This is a genomic window from Streptomyces sp. Q2 (genome assembly GCF_056820935.1).
On record NZ_JBXEJE010000001.1, the window covers coordinates 185,206 to 200,232 of the forward strand.

Annotated in this window: 14 protein-coding genes; 13 read left to right on the forward strand and 1 reads right to left on the reverse strand. The window is 70.7% G+C overall.

All coding sequences use genetic code 11. The annotated features are described in order from the left end of the window. Positions 1-317: 317 nt before the first annotated feature. The 11 genes from ACWBNA_RS00865 to ACWBNA_RS00915 all read left to right on the forward strand — a co-directional run bounded on the left by ACWBNA_RS00865 (position 318) and on the right by ACWBNA_RS00915 (position 10,980). Positions 318-1,496 carry an alpha/beta hydrolase gene (locus tag ACWBNA_RS00865; RefSeq protein WP_482701223.1) on the forward strand — a complete coding sequence of 393 codons (1,179 nt, stop codon included), beginning with the start codon at positions 318-320 and terminating at the stop codon, positions 1,494-1,496. Next, positions 1,489-2,703: an acyltransferase family protein gene (locus ACWBNA_RS00870; protein ID WP_482701224.1), complete on the forward strand. Its 1,215-nt coding sequence runs from the start codon at positions 1,489-1,491 to the stop codon at positions 2,701-2,703. The genes ACWBNA_RS00865 and ACWBNA_RS00870 overlap by 8 nt, the downstream gene beginning before the upstream one ends. Positions 2,704-2,713: 10 nt before the next feature. Further along, the gene (locus ACWBNA_RS00875) at positions 2,714-4,129 is read left to right on the forward strand and encodes a sensor histidine kinase (RefSeq protein ID WP_482701226.1); all 1,416 of its coding nucleotides are present in this window, start codon (positions 2,714-2,716) and stop codon (positions 4,127-4,129) included. Further along, on the forward strand, positions 4,126-4,809 hold the full coding sequence (locus tag ACWBNA_RS00880; protein WP_482701228.1) for a response regulator: 684 nt from the start codon (positions 4,126-4,128) through the stop codon (positions 4,807-4,809). Before ACWBNA_RS00875 ends, ACWBNA_RS00880 begins: the two co-directional genes overlap by 4 nt. A gap of 363 nt (positions 4,810-5,172) precedes the next feature. Beyond that, the gene (locus ACWBNA_RS00885) at positions 5,173-6,510 is read left to right on the forward strand and encodes a sensor histidine kinase (protein ID WP_482701230.1); all 1,338 of its coding nucleotides are present in this window, start codon (positions 5,173-5,175) and stop codon (positions 6,508-6,510) included. Continuing rightward, positions 6,507-7,172, forward strand: coding sequence for a response regulator (locus tag ACWBNA_RS00890; protein ID WP_482701232.1), 666 nt, complete (start codon positions 6,507-6,509; stop codon positions 7,170-7,172). Before ACWBNA_RS00885 ends, ACWBNA_RS00890 begins: the two co-directional genes overlap by 4 nt. Positions 7,173-7,185: 13 nt before the next feature. Then, positions 7,186-7,623, forward strand: coding sequence for a VOC family protein (locus ACWBNA_RS00895; protein WP_482701234.1), 438 nt, complete (start codon positions 7,186-7,188; stop codon positions 7,621-7,623). Positions 7,624-7,762: 139 nt separating this feature from the next. Next, positions 7,763-8,965, forward strand: coding sequence for a cytochrome P450 (locus tag ACWBNA_RS00900; RefSeq protein WP_482701236.1), 1,203 nt, complete (start codon positions 7,763-7,765; stop codon positions 8,963-8,965). Between the two features lie 386 nt (positions 8,966-9,351). Next, positions 9,352-9,696: a hypothetical protein gene (locus ACWBNA_RS00905; RefSeq protein WP_482701238.1), complete on the forward strand. Its 345-nt coding sequence runs from the start codon at positions 9,352-9,354 to the stop codon at positions 9,694-9,696. Positions 9,697-9,905: 209 nt separating this feature from the next. Then, positions 9,906-10,166: a hypothetical protein gene (locus ACWBNA_RS00910; RefSeq protein ID WP_482701240.1), complete on the forward strand. Its 261-nt coding sequence runs from the start codon at positions 9,906-9,908 to the stop codon at positions 10,164-10,166. Beyond that, positions 10,156-10,980, forward strand: a complete 825-nt coding sequence (locus ACWBNA_RS00915) for a zinc metalloprotease (RefSeq protein ID WP_482701242.1) — start codon at positions 10,156-10,158, stop codon at positions 10,978-10,980. The genes ACWBNA_RS00910 and ACWBNA_RS00915 overlap by 11 nt, the downstream gene beginning before the upstream one ends. 118 nt (positions 10,981-11,098) lie before the next feature. Here ACWBNA_RS00915 and ACWBNA_RS00920 read toward each other — a convergent pair whose 3' ends face one another. Beyond that, the gene (locus ACWBNA_RS00920; protein WP_482701244.1) at positions 11,099-12,610 is read right to left on the reverse strand and encodes an APC family permease; all 1,512 of its coding nucleotides are present in this window, start codon (positions 12,608-12,610) and stop codon (positions 11,099-11,101) included. Positions 12,611-12,802: 192 nt separating this feature from the next. Here ACWBNA_RS00920 and ACWBNA_RS00925 point away from each other — a divergent pair, with 192 nt between their 5' ends. Continuing rightward, on the forward strand, positions 12,803-14,191 hold the full coding sequence (locus ACWBNA_RS00925) for an ethanolamine ammonia-lyase subunit EutB (RefSeq protein WP_482701246.1): 1,389 nt from the start codon (positions 12,803-12,805) through the stop codon (positions 14,189-14,191). Next, positions 14,188-14,985, forward strand: a complete 798-nt coding sequence (gene eutC / locus ACWBNA_RS00930; protein WP_482701248.1) for an ethanolamine ammonia-lyase subunit EutC — start codon at positions 14,188-14,190, stop codon at positions 14,983-14,985. The genes ACWBNA_RS00925 and eutC overlap by 4 nt, the downstream gene beginning before the upstream one ends. The last annotated feature ends 42 nt before the right edge of the window (positions 14,986-15,027 follow it).

The following is a 15,027-nucleotide window of genomic DNA, read 5'->3' on the forward strand; positions in this document are numbered from 1 at the left end:
TGCCGGGGGCCCACCCCGGTGGTGACTCTTCCCGGAGGTACCCGTAATACCTGGGAGCTAGGCCGCAGGTGAGCTCCCAGGCGTGACGCGGACGACGACCATGGATCCGTAACTTCCAATCTGGACAGGCCCGATGGGCCGGCGGACTGGGAGGGCGGATGATCGTGGGACGCGAAACGGGGGAGACCTCAAGGGCTACGACTGCGACGACACAGGCATCGGAGCCGACAGCCGCCGGGGCGGGGGCGGCAAGGGCCGCCGGGGCGGGGGCGGCGACGGCCGTTGTGGTCGGGACGGCAAGGGCCGTTGAACTTGCGATGGTTACGGCCGCTGTCGGCGAGACGTCCACGGCCGCCGACGTCGAGACATCCGCGGTCGCTGACGCAACCGGCAGGCGGCGCCGTGCGCAGAGGTGGTGCCGGGGCCTGCTCGCCGCGCTCATCACGGCCGCGGTCGTCGCTCCCCTCTCCGCCGCCGCCCGACCGCAGGTCCCCGCCCCGGCACCGGCCGCCCTCGCCCCGCTCACAGCGGCCACGCTGGACGAGACGTACGCCGCGAACCGGGCCAACGCCGAGGAGGCGTCCCGCATGGCCGCCGCCCACGGCGACCGGGATCGCGCCGCGGCGGACCGTGCGATGGCCGACCCGTCCCGCGACTTCCTCGCGTTCGACGGTCGCGGTTCCGGCCGAGCGACGGAGGTCTTCGGCGACCTGGCCCACGCGACCCGCACAGCGGTCCTGGTCCCCGGCTCCGACACGTCACTCGACACGTACGACCGTTTCCGCGCGACCGCGGCCCACTTGCGGCAGGAACTCACCCGCGAGGGCGCCGGTGCCGACACCGCGGTCGTGGCCTGGCTGGGTTACGAGACCCCGGGCACCATCAGCGCGACGGTCACGACGACGAGCAGAGCCGACCAGGCGGCCCCGCGTCTGCGGGAGTTCATACGGCAGCTGCGAGGCGTCGTCGGCGGGCACGCGCGGGTCTCCCTGGTCTGCCACTCGTACGGGTCGGTGGTCTGCGCCAGTGCGGCCTCCGCCGCCCCTGCCGCTTCCTCGGCCTCTTCCACCCCCGCCGCTTCCTCGACCTCCGCCTCCTCGCCCTCCTCGGCCTCTGCCTCCGCCTCCTCGCCCTCCTCGCCCTCCTCGGCCTCTGCCTCCGCCTCCGAGACCGCGCCCGCCCTGGACGTGGACGACATCGCCCTGGTCGGCAGCCCCGGCGTCGGCGTCGACTCCGCCGCCGCCCTGCACACGCGGGCCCGCGTCTGGGCGGGGCGGGGCAGTGACGACTGGGTACGGGAGGTGCCGCACATCAGGGCGGACCTGTTCGGCACGACCGTCGGCTTCGGCACCGACCCCGTCTCCCCGTCCTTCGGCGCCCGGGTCTTCGCCGCGGGAGACGGCGGCCACAGCGACTACTTCGCACCGGGCTCCGTCGCCCTGACCAACCTGGCCCGGATCGTCCTCGGCGAGACCCCGGAGGTCACCCATGCGTGAGACGGCCCCGCGCCGCGTGTGGGAGGGCATACGAGGGGGCGCCGGCCGGGTCGACGCCGCGACCCCCGCCGACCGGGACCGAGCCGTCGACGCGCTGCGTGCCTTCGCCATCCTCGGTGTGGTCCTCGGCCACTGGCTGGTGACCGCGCTGGTGGCGGACGGCGGCGGACTGCACACCGCGAGCCCGCTCCAGCACATGCCGTGGCTGGCACCGATCTCCTGGCTCTTCCAGACGCTGGCGGTGTTCTTCCTGGTGGGCGGCCATGTGGCGACACGGGGTTACACCTCGGCCCGGACGAGAGGCGCGACCTACGGCGAGTGGCTGACGGCCCGTCTGTCCCGCCTGTTCACGCCGGCGGCGGCCGTCCTCACCCTGTGGACGGTGACCGCGACCGCGCTCCTCCTCACCGGCGCCGAGTTCGAAACGGTCCGCACGCTGGTCAAGCTGGCACTCTCCCCCTTGTGGTTCCTGCTGGTCTTCGCCGCCCTGACGGCCGCGACACCCCTCCTGGTCCGACTCAACCCGCTCTGGCCGCTGGCCGTCGTCCTTCATGTGGACCTACTGCGCTTCGGCCTGGGTGGCCCGTCCTGGCTCGGCTGGGTGAACGTGGCGGCGGGCTGGCTGGTGCCCTACACCCTGGGCGCGGCCTGGACTCGCGGCGAGTTGGACAGCCGCCGCGCGGGCTGGCTCCTGCTCACGGGCGGCGCGGCGACCACGGCATTCCTGGTCGCCTTCGCGGGCTACCCGGCGTCGATGGTGGGCGTCCCCGGCGCCGAGGTCTCCAACCTCAACCCGCCGACGCTGGCCGCCGTCACCTTCGGCCTGGCCCAGTGCGGGCTGGCGCTGCTCCTGCGTGACCGCCTGCGCCGGACCATGCGTCGCCCCCTGGCCTGGGCGGCGGTGGCCCTGGTCAATCTCTCCGCGATGACGATCTTCCTCTGGCACCAGACGGCCCTGATGGCCACCACGGCCACGGCCCTTCTGGCAGGCCGCCTCCCCGGCCTCCACACATCCCCCGACGACCTGACCTGGACAGCCGCCCGCCTGACCTGGCTCCCGCTCTTCGCCCTGGCCCTGGCCGTCTGCTGGGCGGCCTTCCGCAGCTACGAACTGGGCCCCCGCCGCTCCCACAACCGACCGTCCCGGGTTGTTCGCTCCCACCTCCGCCCTCATCACAGCCAAGCGAAGGCGGCCCGAGATGCCTAGGGTTGACGCCGTGAACGCCGAAGGGACGGCCGCCGACGGCGCCAAGCCCGAACAGGGGCCACCCGCTCCCGCAACCGCTCGCCCACCCGTTTCCGTCTTCGCCCCCACCGCCACTCCCACCCTTTTCCCCAACCACCGCTGGCTCCGCCTGCTCACCCACTTCGCCTTCCTCTGGGCAGCGCTGGGCATCTTCCTGTCCGGCGGCCACGAGATGGGCACGGCCTACCGGCTCGGCTCGGGAATGGGTTTGTTCCTCGGCGCGCTCCAGGCCGCCGCCGTCATCCTGGCCATCCGCCTCCCCGGCACCGCATGGGCCCTGTCCCTCAGCACCACGGTCGTGACCGCCGCAGCGGTACGTCCTCACCTCATGGACACCCCGCTCCCCGGCCCCAACTGGCCCTGGAGCACTCCCGCGGTCGTGGCCCAGGCCCTTGTCCTCTTCCTCCTCGCCCTGCGCCCGTCCACCCGCAGAGCAACAGGAGCCCTCGCGGCAACGGCCCTCGCGACCTTCGTCCTCCAGGGCGTCATCGGAGGGCAGCGGTACTCCGGGACCGGCACGACCGCGGTCGCCGTCTTCGCCGTGGCCGTCCTCGTAGGCCTCGCCCTCCGCGGCCGCAGCGAAGCCCGCAGCCAACTCGTGGAACAGGAGACGATGACGGCGGAGGAACGGGCCCGCCGCACCCTGCTGGAGGAGCGCAGCCGTATCGCCCGCGAGTTGCACGACGTCGTCGCGCACCACATGTCGGTGATCTCCATCCAGGCCCAGGTGGCCCCGCACCTCGTGGACAACCCGTCCGAGGAACTGAAGGAGAACCTCGACGGCATCCGGGAGAACGCCCTGCAGGCGCTCGCCGAACTGCGCCGCGTCCTCGGCGTCCTGCGCTCCGAGAACCCCGATGACCCCTACGGCCTGGGCGAGGCCACCACCGGCTCCGCCCCGGACTCCCCGCAGCCCACGCTCGACCGTCTCGACGCCCTCATCGAGAACACCCGTGCCGCCGGACTGGACGTCGTCACCAGCGTCGAAGTCCCCGAAGGAGGCCCGCCCGCCTACCCACCGGGGCTGGAGCTGTCGGCGTACCGGATAACCCAGGAGGCGCTGAGCAACGCCCTGCGGCACGCACCGGGCTCCACCGTGCGCGTCGAGATCCACCACTTCCCCCGCGGGCTGTACATCGGGGTCATCAACTCCCGCCCCCGGCACCCCGTCCCGCCCTCGCCCGGCGCCGGCCACGGCCTGCTCGGTATGCGCGAGCGCGCCGCGATGCTCGGCGGGCACGTCACCGCGACCAGGACGCTCCACGGCGGCTTCGCGGTCACGGTGTTCCTCCCGAAGGACGGCACCGGGGACGACGGCAAGGCACCCTCGCACGACGGCACGCGGCACGCCCCACACCCGTCCCCGACAGGAGAAGAGACCCCATGACGAGCGGCACCGGCGGCACCATCCGCGTACTCATCGCCGACGACCAGCAGATGGTCCGGCAGGGCTTCACCGTGCTGCTCAACACCCAGCCCGACATCGACGTGATCGGCCAGGCGGTGGACGGCCTGGACGCGATCGTCAAGGTCGCCGAACTCGCCCCGGACGTCGTCCTCATGGACATCCGCATGCCCGAGCTCGGCGGCATCGAGGCCACGCGCCGCATCACCGGTGAACGACCGGACATCAAGGTGCTGGTGCTCACCACCTTCGACCTCGACGAGTACGTGTACGAGGCGCTCCGGGCCGGCGCCTCGGGGTTCCTGCTCAAGGACGCGTCCGCGGACAAGCTCGCCGAGGCGGTGCGGGTCGTGGCGGCCGGCGACGCGCTGCTCGCGCCGGGCATCACGCGGCGGCTGATCGCCGAGTTCTCCCGACTGGACGACAGACCCCGCGCCCCTCTCAAGGAACGCGTCGGCGGTCTGACCGAGCGGGAGACGGAGGTGCTCGCCCTGATCGCCCAGGGTCTGTCGAACGCGGAGATCGCCGGGCGTCTCGTCGTCGCCGAGCAGACGGTGAAGACCCACGTGGGCCGCATCCTGGTGAAGCTGGGGTTGCGGGACCGCACCCAGGCGGCGGTGTTCGCGTACGAGTCGGGGCTGGTGCGGCCCACCGGGTACTGAGCCGCGCCGCACGCGCCCGTCGGCCTCGGCACCGCAGGCCCGGCCGGTCGTATTGGCAGACCCGCGGTACCGGCAGAGCCGTCGTACCGGCAGAGCCGCGGTACCGGCAGAGCCGTCGTACCGGCAGAGCCGCGGTACCGGCAGAGCCGCAGTACCCGGCAGACCCGTCGTACGGCAGAGCCGCGGTACCGGCAGACCCGCGGTACCGGCAGACCCGCGGTACCGGCAGACCCGTCCCACCGGCAGACCCGCAGTACCCGGCAGACCCGTCCACCGGCAGACCCGTAGTACCTGAGAGGGACCGCGAAGGACCCCTCTCACTGGTGACGACCGTGACCCCCGCCTCCGCCTACCGTTCTGTACGTGACCGAGACGACCCAGATCCACATCACGCCGTCGGGCGACGGGGCCAAGTCGCGCAGCCCGGAGTTCCGGCTGGCCGCGGATGCCCTGCGCGGGCTGCGGCAGGACCTGTTCCACGACGCCTTCGCCTACCGCCCGCTCCCGCGCATGCGCACGGACGGGCCGCTCACCCGGCGGCTGCCCGACAAACCGCGGGAGTACGCGGCCTGGACGCCGCACGCGGTGATCACCGCGGTCGCCCTGATGGCACTGGCCATCGCGACCATCGACGAGGGCCTGGCCCTGCTGCTCGGCGCGCTCGCGGTGATCCCGATCCTGCTGACCATGGTCCGGCCGGTCGGAGCGTTCTGGCTGTCCATGGCGGCCACCCCGCTCGCCCTCCCGTTCGGCGACCAGTGGGGCGACTGGCCGTGGCTGCCCGGCAGCTTCGCCTGCCACCTGACGGTGCTGACGATCGTGGCCGTGCGGACCAGGCCTCGCACGGCGGGGTGGATGTGGGCGCTGACGGCGGCCTACGGCGTCGTGGCGGAGACTCTCTTCGGCTCGGACCGCTACTACGGCACCAACACCGCGCCGATGCTGGTCTTCTCCGCACTCGTCCTGCTGTGCGTCTCCGTCTGGCACATACGCCGCGACGCCAAGCAGGAGGTGACCGCCCAGCAGACCGTGACCGCGCACGAGCGATCCCGGCGCACCCTCCTGGAGGAGCGCACGACGATCGCCCGCGAGCTGCACGACGTGGTCGCGCACCACATGTCGGTCGTCGCCATCCAGGCGGAGGCCGCCCCCTACCGGGTGGAGAACCCGCCGCCGGAGCTGGAGCGGGCCTTCGTCACGATCAGGGAGAACGCGGTCGCGGCCCTCACCGAACTGCGCCGGGTCCTGGGCGTCGTCCGCGCCGAGGACTACGAGGCCCCGGACGCCCCGCAGCCGACCCTCGCCGACCTGGACGCGCTGCTCGCCAACGTGCGGGACGCGGGGCTGAGCGTGGACAAGACGGTGACCGGCGCGGTACGCGAACTGCCGCAGGGCGTCGAACTGTCGGCGTACCGGATCGTGCAGGAGGCGCTGAGCAACACCCTGCGGCACGCGCCCGGCGCGAGCGCCCGGGTCGAGATCGGTTACGTCCTCGGCGGGCTGGGCCTGCGCATAGTCAACGCCCCGCCGCCGGCGCCGGCCCTGGTGAAGCCCTCGCCCGGCGCCGGGCACGGCATCACCGGGATGCGTGAGCGGGTCTCCATGCTGAACGGCGAGATGACGGCGGGCGCCACGGACGAAGGAGGGTACGAGGTGACGGTGTTCCTGCCGGTGGCCATGGTGAACGAGGACGACGCATGACGATCCGCGTCCTGATCGCGGACGATCAGATGATGGTGCGCGAGGGCTTCTCGGTCCTGCTGAACGCGATGCCGGACATCGAGGTCGTCGGCGAGGCCGTCAACGGGCGGGAAGCGGTCGACCGGGTCCGCGAGCTCACCCCCGACGTCGTCCTGATGGACATCCGTATGCCTGAGCTGAACGGCATCGAGGCGACCCGGGAGATCGTCGCCGCGGACGGCACGGCGAAGGTGCTGGTGCTGACCACCTTCGACCTCGACGAGTACGTGTACCAGGCGCTGCGGGCGGGAGCCTCCGGCTTCCTCCTCAAGGACGCCTCGGCCCGCCAGCTCGCGGACGGGGTGAGGGTGGTGGCGTCCGGGGAGGCCCTGCTCGCCCCCTCGGTGACCAGGCGGCTGATCAACGAGTTCTCCAAGCTGTCCGAAGCACCACGCCTCATGCCCTCCGCGCAGGCGGCCTACGGAGATCTGACCGAGCGGGAGACGGAGGTGCTGGTTCTGATCGCCCAGGGCCTGTCGAACGCGGAGATCGCGGAGCGGCTGGTGGTGGCCGAGTCGACGATCAAGACCCACGTCAGTCGGATCCTCGTGAAGCTGGGCCTCAGGGACCGCACACAGGCGGCGGTGTTCGCGTACGAGGCACGGCTGGTCACGCCCGGCTGAGTACCGTGAGGCCATGGAACAGCGCGTCACGTTGATCACGTTGGGTGTGTCCGATCTCGCGCGGTCCAAGGCCTTCTACGAGGCCCTGGGCTGGCGAGGGCAGGAAGTCGAGGAGACCGTCTTCTTCCAGGCGGGCGGCCTGGGCCTGGTCCTGTGGAGCCGCGACAAGCTCGCCGAGGACTGCGGTCTGGAACCCGGCCCGGCGCCGGCCGGTTTCGGCGGGATCGCCCTGGCCCACAATGTCCGGTCCGACGAGGAGGCCGACGCGCTCCTCGCGACGGTGGAACAGGCCGGCGGCACCATCACCAAGCCCGCCGTCGTGAACGCCGTCGGGTTCTACTCCGGCGCCTTCGTCGATCCGGACGGCCACGCCTGGGAGGTCGCCCACAATCCCGGGTTCCCGCTGGCGGAGGACGGCTCGGTGACCATCCCCGACTTCGGCACACCGTGAGGTGACCCCAAGAGGCCCGTTGAGGCCGCCTCATGAGCCGTCCTCGTGAGGCGGGCTCATGAGGCCGCACCGTGCGCGTGTGCCCCGGTCGGTGGGACACCCCTGGTCAGGCGGGGGGCTGCCGGGCTAGCGTCCGTGCATGGCAGCCTTCGACCCCTGGGACCCGGCGTTCCTCGCCGACCCGTACCCCGCGTACGCCGAGCTGCGTGAGCGTGGCCGCGTGCAGTACTTCGAGCCCACCGGCCAGTGGCTGGTGTCGCACCACGCGGACGTCTCGGCGTTGCTGCGGGACCGGCGGCTGGGGCGGACGTATCAGCACCGGTTCACGCACGAGGACTTCGGGCGGACGGCTCCGCCGGCGGAGCACGAGCCGTTCCATGTGCTGAACGACCACGGGATGCTGGATCTGGAGCCGCCGGACCACACGCGGATCCGGCGTCTGGTGTCGAAGGCGTTCACGCCGCGCACGGTGGAGCAGCTGAAGCCGTATGTGCACGCGCTGGCGGACGAGCTGGTGTCGGCGCTGGTCGAGAAGGGCGGCGGTGACCTGCTGGCGGATGTGGCGGAGCCGCTCCCGGTGGCCGTCATCGCGGAGATGCTGGGGATCCCCGAGTCGGACCGGGCGCCCCTGCGGCCCTGGTCGGCTGACATCTGCGGGATGTACGAGCTGAACCCGCCGGAGGAGGTGGCGACGAGGGCGGTGCGGGCGTCGGTCGAGTTCTCCGACTACCTCCGCGAGCTGATCGCCGAGCGTCGCAAGGAGCCGGGCGAGGACCTGATCTCGGGGCTGATCGCGGCACACGACGAGGGCGAGCGGCTGACCGAGCAGGAGATGATCTCGACCTGCGTCCTGCTGCTGAACGCGGGCCACGAGGCCACGGTGAACGCCACGGTCAACGGCTGGTACGCGCTGTTCCGCAACCCGGACCAGCTGTCGGCCCTGCGCGCGGACCACTCCCTGGTCCCGTCCGCCGTGGAGGAGCTGATGCGCTACGACACCCCGCTCCAGCTCTTCGAACGCTGGGTCCTGGACGACATCGAGGTCGACGGCACGACGATCCCGAGGGGAGCCGAGATCGCGATGCTGTTCGGCTCCGCCAACCACGACCCCGAGGTCTTCGCCGATCCCGGCCGGCTCGACCTGACCCGTGGGGACAACCCGCACATCTCCTTCAGCGCCGGCATCCACTACTGCATCGGCGCCCCGCTGGCCCGTATCGAGCTGGCGGCGTCGATGACGGCTCTGCTGGAGAAGGCCCCGACGCTGAGCCTGGCGGCGGAGCCCCGGCGGAAGCCGAACTTCGTGATCCGAGGGCTGGAGGGTCTCAGCGTCGAGGTCTGAGGCGCCGTTAATGCCTTGCGGTCCGACGCCGAAGTCGGCAGAGAGTTGGGCGAGGTGTCGTGCTCGCACAGGTCCGTGACGCAGGTGGAGTGCGGCAGGGATGGCGAGCAACTAAACTTATGTACCGGTGAGTTGAGGCCCGCCACGCCGAAAGGGCTCGCTGCAGCGGCATTTCGTTTATCAGGCGTTGGCTGCGGATTGCTCGTGCGCGACCGCAAGGTCCGGCGTATTCTGGAATCAGACCGTTCGCGAAAGTGGCGGTACCGATCCGGCTTTCGCTTCGACAGCTAGTTCCCGCGTCAACTTCTTGCTGCGGTCGACCGCGATGCCTCTCGTTGCAGGTGCGGAAGAGAAGTGTTGGCGCCATTGGGAAAGCGGGGCATCTCATGGTTACGCACGCAACATCGGCGCAGGGCGACGTGGACTTCCTGGACAAACTCCTGGAGCCCGACAAGGCCAGTGAAGAGCAGCGAATCATCGATTACACGTCGTTCATTTTCCCGGCACATGGCGTGTTCGCGAGGCGGCTCATCTGCGGCCCTACCCTCAAGTCGTACAGCAGGGCATTCGTGTCGCTGTGTGAAGTCGACACGAACAACCGCCCGTTCCGGGGATTGGCAACCATGAGTGTTGCCAACGTCATTCCGTATGACGACGGAATTCTGGAAATAGTCGGAGCCATTCAGTGGAACTCTGACATCAAGGTGCGGGCCAGCGTGTTCTGGCAGTAGCACAGCCGCGACGCCGCTGCCGCGCGCATCGACGCTTCTCGACAATCGTGAGGAGTTGCTCGCCGGTGCTCACCGGGACCGGATGGTCCCAGTCGGCCACCGGGTCATGTCGCGCGGCAAGGTGTGCGAGCGCGCGTGTGGTTCCCGCGCGATGGGTGTGCGCTGTGAAACGTGGATGCGGCGGCAGGACGACCCTCCGGGAGCGGAAAGTGTCCGACGAAGACGGCGCGGGTGGACAACAGACGCAGGAGAGCCGGCTGTTGGGCCGGTATCCGGGTCTGCGTGAGTACGTCGAGTCGCTGCCGGAGTTCATCGCCTGGAACGAAAGGTCTCCCCTCGTGGAGGTGGACGCCGAGTCGTTCCGGGTCGCCCGGGGTGACCAACTCATGGACCGTGACCAGATGGTGGTCGAGTGGATAAGGATGTTCCGTCCAGGATTGTTGGAAAGGGGAATGGAAAATGACGAATAGCGCCCACGTGCGGCATCCCGAGATCGTCATCGACGGCCAGGTGTTTCACCGGGTGGAGGGCGATCTGCTGCTCGACCCCGACGAACTGGACGTCTACACGGAGACCCAGAAGGCGCTGCGGGCACAGCGCGAGGCCGCTCGGCTCCTGGCGGAGAAGGGAGTCGGCACGGTCGCCAGCCACGCAGGCGCGATCGGGCAGCCGAGCAGCGGGCTGCTCGGCATTGTCGAAGGCGGGAGGATCGTCCGCTGGGACCCGGGCACAGTCCTGAAATACTGCGTTCTGCGGAAGACCTTCCCGAAGGCGGAGTGGTACGCGGCAGTCGTCGAGAACATGCACCTCGCCACCGACGAATGGGCTGCGACCTGCGGCGTGCAGTTCGAGCACGTGGAGGCCGCTGACGAAAGTGATTCGCTGCGGCCACCCGAAGTCGTTTTCCCCGTACGGCACCTCGACACCGGAGGCCAGTTCATCGCTGCGGCCTTCTTCCCGAACGACCCGGAAAACCGTAGGCGGGTGTTCATCGACCCGTCATACCACACCACCAGTTTCGATCCTGTGGGCGTGCTGCGGCACGAACTGGGCCACGCCATCGGCTTCCGCCACGAACACATCCGCTCCGGAGCGCCTGCCGTCTGCCCTGACGAACCCAGCGTCGGAACGGTGGATCTCACGCAGTACGACCCGCAATCGGTCATGCACTACTTCTGCGGTGGCGTCGGATCACGTGAGCTCGCCATCTCCGGGCTCGACCGCGTGGGTGCCCAGAACGTGTACGGGCCTCCGCTGTCCCACTTCAACCTCCGCGCGGCCTAGTAGACGGCGCGGGTGGCAGACCAGGGCCCGGTGGCAGACCAGGCCCCGGTGGCAGGCCAGGGCCCCGGTGGAGACCAAGCCTCTCCACCGGGGCCGGGGCCGGCCAAGTGCCTTGCCGCTATCGCTCCTTGGTCTCCTCCAGCACGGTCCGCCCGATCAGGGCGTACCGCGACGGATCCCGGCGCCTGAGGTACTGGGCGTACCCGATGCCGGTCGCCGCGACCAGTACGACCAGCCATGGCGTCGCCTTCAGCACCAGTGAACCTGACTCCGTGCCGGCCGCCACACCCATGTTGGACACCAGCAGCACGACCACCGCGAGCATGGCCACCCCGCCCACCAGCGGGGCGACGGTGGTCTTGAACCAGTGGCGGCTCTCCGGGTGGTGGGAGCGGAAGTACGCGAGCACCGCGAACGAGCACACCGCCTGCACGACGAGGATCGCCATGGTGCCGAGGATGGCGAGGAGGACGTAGGTACCGGTGTACGGGTCCTTGCCGGCGATCCAGAACCCGGCGATGAGCACGCCGCTGACGATCGTCTGGACGAGGCCGGCGATGTGCGGGGAGCCATGCTTGGCGTGGGTGCGGCCGACGGTGTTCTTCAGGGACGGCAGGACGCCCTCGCGGCCGAGCGCGTACATGTAGCGGGAGGCGCAGTTGTGGAAGGCCATGCCGCAGGCGAGTGAACCGGTGATCATCAGCCACTGCATGACGTCGACCGCCCAGTGGCCGACGTACCGCTCGGTGGGGTTGAAGAACATCGCGAGGGGATTGGCGGAGGAGGCGGCCTTCACGGCCTCCGCCTCGCCGTTGCCGGTGATGGCCATCCAGGAGACGAAGACGTAGAAGACACCGACGCCGAGGACCGAGATCATCGTCGCCTTGGGGATGATCTTCTTCGGGTCGCGGGACTCCTCGCCGTACATCGCGGTCGACTCGAAGCCGACCCACGACCAGAAGGCGAAGAAGAGGCCGAGTCCGGCGCTCGTGCCCTGGAAGGCGTTGACCGGGTTGATCGGGCCGAAGGTGAAGCCGTTCGGGCCGCCGCCGTGGAAGGCGACCGAGAGCGCCATGGCCGCGAGGATCGTCACCTCGGTGGCCAGGAGCACCACCAGCACCTTCTCCGCGACGGAGACGCCGAACCAGGTGCCGGTCGCGTTGACGGCGAGCATCAGGATCGCGAAGAGCCACCAGGGGATGTCGAGCCCCGTCTGGTCCTTCAGGGTGGTCGTCGCGAAGGTCGAGAAGATGCCGATCAGGGCCGGCTCGAAGACGACGTAGGCGAAGGTCGCCAGGAGCCCGGAGGCGAGGCCGACGGTCCGGCCGAGGCCGTACGAGATGAAGCCGTAGAAGGCGCCGGTGGAGGTGATGTGCTTCGCCATCGACGTGAAGCCGACGGAAAAGATTGCCAGGACGACCATTGCGACGAGGTAGCTCGCCGGGGCGCCGATGCCGTTGCCGGACGACACCATGAACGGCACGTTGCCGGTCATCGCGGTGATCGGCGCGGCCGTCGCCACGGCCATGAAGACCACGCCGAGCAGGCCGATGGCGTTGGGCTTGAGCCGGTGAACGGTCTCCTCGCCGCCGGTCTTCGCCTCGGGGGCAACGCCCTCTTGTACTGCCATCGGGTGGCCCCTCTCCTGTCGGCACGCTTGGTCACTGGTCCGGAATCCTGGCGCGCGAATGAGTCACGCAGGAGGCGGAGAGCGTTAAATGCATGTCAACTAGACCTTTAAAATCCGGGCGTGGGGAACACCTTCGTTAACTCTGCGGCAGCTCGTGGACCGCGCCGGACCGCGCCTCGTAGCGTCCTCGGCATGAGCACCTACGCGTCCACCCTCGGCGGCGAGCGCCACCGCTTCGGCTCCCTCGCGCGCCTGCTCGCCGCCGCGAGCCCCGAGCGCTCCGGCGACCGGCTGGCCGGTCTCGCCGCGGCCTCCGCCCGGGAGCGCGTCGCGGCGCGCTGGGCGCTGGCCGAGGTGCCGCTCGCGGCCTTCCTCGCCGAGCCGGTGATCCCGTACGAGAGCGACGACGTGACCCGGCTGATCCTCGACACCCACGACGCGCTGGCCTTCGCGCCGCTCGCCGGGATGACGGTCGGGGAGCTGCGGGAGTGGCTGCTGTCGCCGGCGGCGGACGCCGAGACGCTGGCCGCGGTGTCGCCCGGGCTGACGCCGGAGATGGTCGCGGCCGTGTCCAAGCTGATGGGGAACGCGGACCTGGTGGCCGTCGCGCGCAAGGCGCGCGTCGTGACGGCCTTCCGCTCGACGATCGGCCTGCCGGGCAGGCTCGCGACCCGCCTCCAGCCCAACCACCCCACCGACGACCCGGCCGGCGTGGCCGCGGCCCTCCTCGACGGCCTGCTGCTGGGCTCCGGCGACGCGGTGATCGGCATCAACCCGGCGACCGACAGCCCGAAGGCCGTACGGGACCTGCTGGAGCTGCTGGACGGGGTCATCACGCGGTACGCGATCCCGACCCAGTCGTGCGTGCTGTGCCATGTGACGACCAGCGTGGACCTGATGGAACGCGGGGCGCCCGTCGACCTCGTCTTCCAGTCCATCGCCGGTACGCAGGCGGCGAACGCGTCCTTCGGGGTCACCCTGGGCCTCCTCGACGAGGCCTGCGAGGCGGCGCGCGGGCTGGACCGGGGGACGGTCGGCAAGAACGTCATGTACTTCGAGACCGGCCAGGGCAGCGCCCTGTCGGCCGACGCGCACCACGGGGTCGACCAGCAGACGGTCGAGGCACGGGCGTACGCGGTCGCCCGCCGCTACGACCCCCTGCTGGTGAACACCGTCGTCGGCTTCATCGGCCCGGAGTACCTCTACGACGGCCGCCAGATCCTGCGCGCCGCCCTGGAGGACCACTTCTGCGGCAAGCTGCTCGGCCTGCCCATGGGCCTGGACATCTGCTACACCAACCACGCGGACGCCGATGACGACGACGTGGCAACCATGCTGACGATGCTCGGCGTCGCCGGCGCCTCGTTCGTGATCTGCACGCCGGGCGGCGACGACATCATGCTCAACTACCAGTCCGCCTCGTACCACGACGCGTTGTACCTGCGTGAGGTGCTCGGGCTGCGCCCGGCGCCGGAGTTCGAGGCGTGGCTGGAGTCGATCGGCCTGCTGGACGAACGCGGCGGGATCCGCGAGGTCACCGCACATCCGCTGACGGACATCGGACGGGAGCTGGCGGCATGAGTGACACGGGAGTCGGCGACATGAGTGAACTGGTCGCGCACACCGAGGACTCGACGCTCTGGTCGACGCTACGACGTCACACCCAGGCCCGCATCGGCCTCGGCCGGGCCGGTTCCGGGCTGCCGACCCGGCACCGGCTGGAGCTCCAGGCCGCGCACGCGGCGGCGCGGGACGCGGTGCACTCGCCGTTCGACCCGGACACGGTCGCGGCCGCGCTGACCGGGACGCCGACGGTACGGGTCCGCAGCGCCGCCCCCGACCGGCTCACCTACCTCCAGCGTCCCGACCTGGGCCGCCGCCTGGACACCACCGACCGCGCGCATCTGCCGTCGGGGGAGTGGGACGTGGTGTTCGTGGTCGCCGACGGGCTGTCCAGCCGGGCGGTGCACGAGCACGCGGCGGCGATGGTGCGGGCGACGACGTCCCGCCTGCCGGCCGACTGGCGGGTGGCCCCCGTCGTCCTCGCCGAACAGGCCCGCGTGGCCCTCGGCGACGACATCGCCCACGCGATGGGCGCGGCGATGGTGGTCGTCCTGGTCGGGGAGCGGCCCGGCATGTCGGCGGCGGACTCCCTGGGCGCGTACCTCACGTACGGCCCGAAGCCCGGCGTGACGACCGACGCCGACCGCAACTGCCTGTCCAACATCCGCCCCCCGCAGGGGCTGACGTACGAGACGGCGGCGGGGAAGCTGGCGGCGCTGATGGGCAGGGCGCGGGAGCTGGGGCTGACGGGGGTGGGGCTGAAGGACGAGTCGGACGCGTTGTCGGCGGCCGGGGCGGTTCAGTCCATGTAGGGCTTGAGCCGGTCGGTGTCGAGAGTGATGCAAGTGAGCGAT

Coding starts and splice junctions, on each gene's coding strand:
- ACWBNA_RS00865 (WP_482701223.1), top strand. CDS start 318: ATGGTTACGGCCGCTGTCGGCGAGACGTCCACGGCCGCCGACGTCGAG.
- ACWBNA_RS00870 (WP_482701224.1), top strand. CDS start 1,489: ATGCGTGAGACGGCCCCGCGCCGCGTGTGGGAGGGCATACGAGGGGGC.
- ACWBNA_RS00880 (WP_482701228.1), top strand. CDS start 4,126: ATGACGAGCGGCACCGGCGGCACCATCCGCGTACTCATCGCCGACGAC.
- ACWBNA_RS00890 (WP_482701232.1), top strand. CDS start 6,507: ATGACGATCCGCGTCCTGATCGCGGACGATCAGATGATGGTGCGCGAG.
- ACWBNA_RS00895 (WP_482701234.1), top strand. CDS start 7,186: ATGGAACAGCGCGTCACGTTGATCACGTTGGGTGTGTCCGATCTCGCG.
- ACWBNA_RS00900 (WP_482701236.1), top strand. CDS start 7,763: ATGGCAGCCTTCGACCCCTGGGACCCGGCGTTCCTCGCCGACCCGTAC.
- ACWBNA_RS00905 (WP_482701238.1), top strand. CDS start 9,352: ATGGTTACGCACGCAACATCGGCGCAGGGCGACGTGGACTTCCTGGAC.
- ACWBNA_RS00915 (WP_482701242.1), top strand. CDS start 10,156: ATGACGAATAGCGCCCACGTGCGGCATCCCGAGATCGTCATCGACGGC.
- ACWBNA_RS00920 (WP_482701244.1), bottom strand. CDS start 12,610: ATGGCAGTACAAGAGGGCGTTGCCCCCGAGGCGAAGACCGGCGGCGAG.
- ACWBNA_RS00925 (WP_482701246.1), top strand. CDS start 12,803: ATGAGCACCTACGCGTCCACCCTCGGCGGCGAGCGCCACCGCTTCGGC.
- eutC (WP_482701248.1), top strand. CDS start 14,188: ATGAGTGACACGGGAGTCGGCGACATGAGTGAACTGGTCGCGCACACC.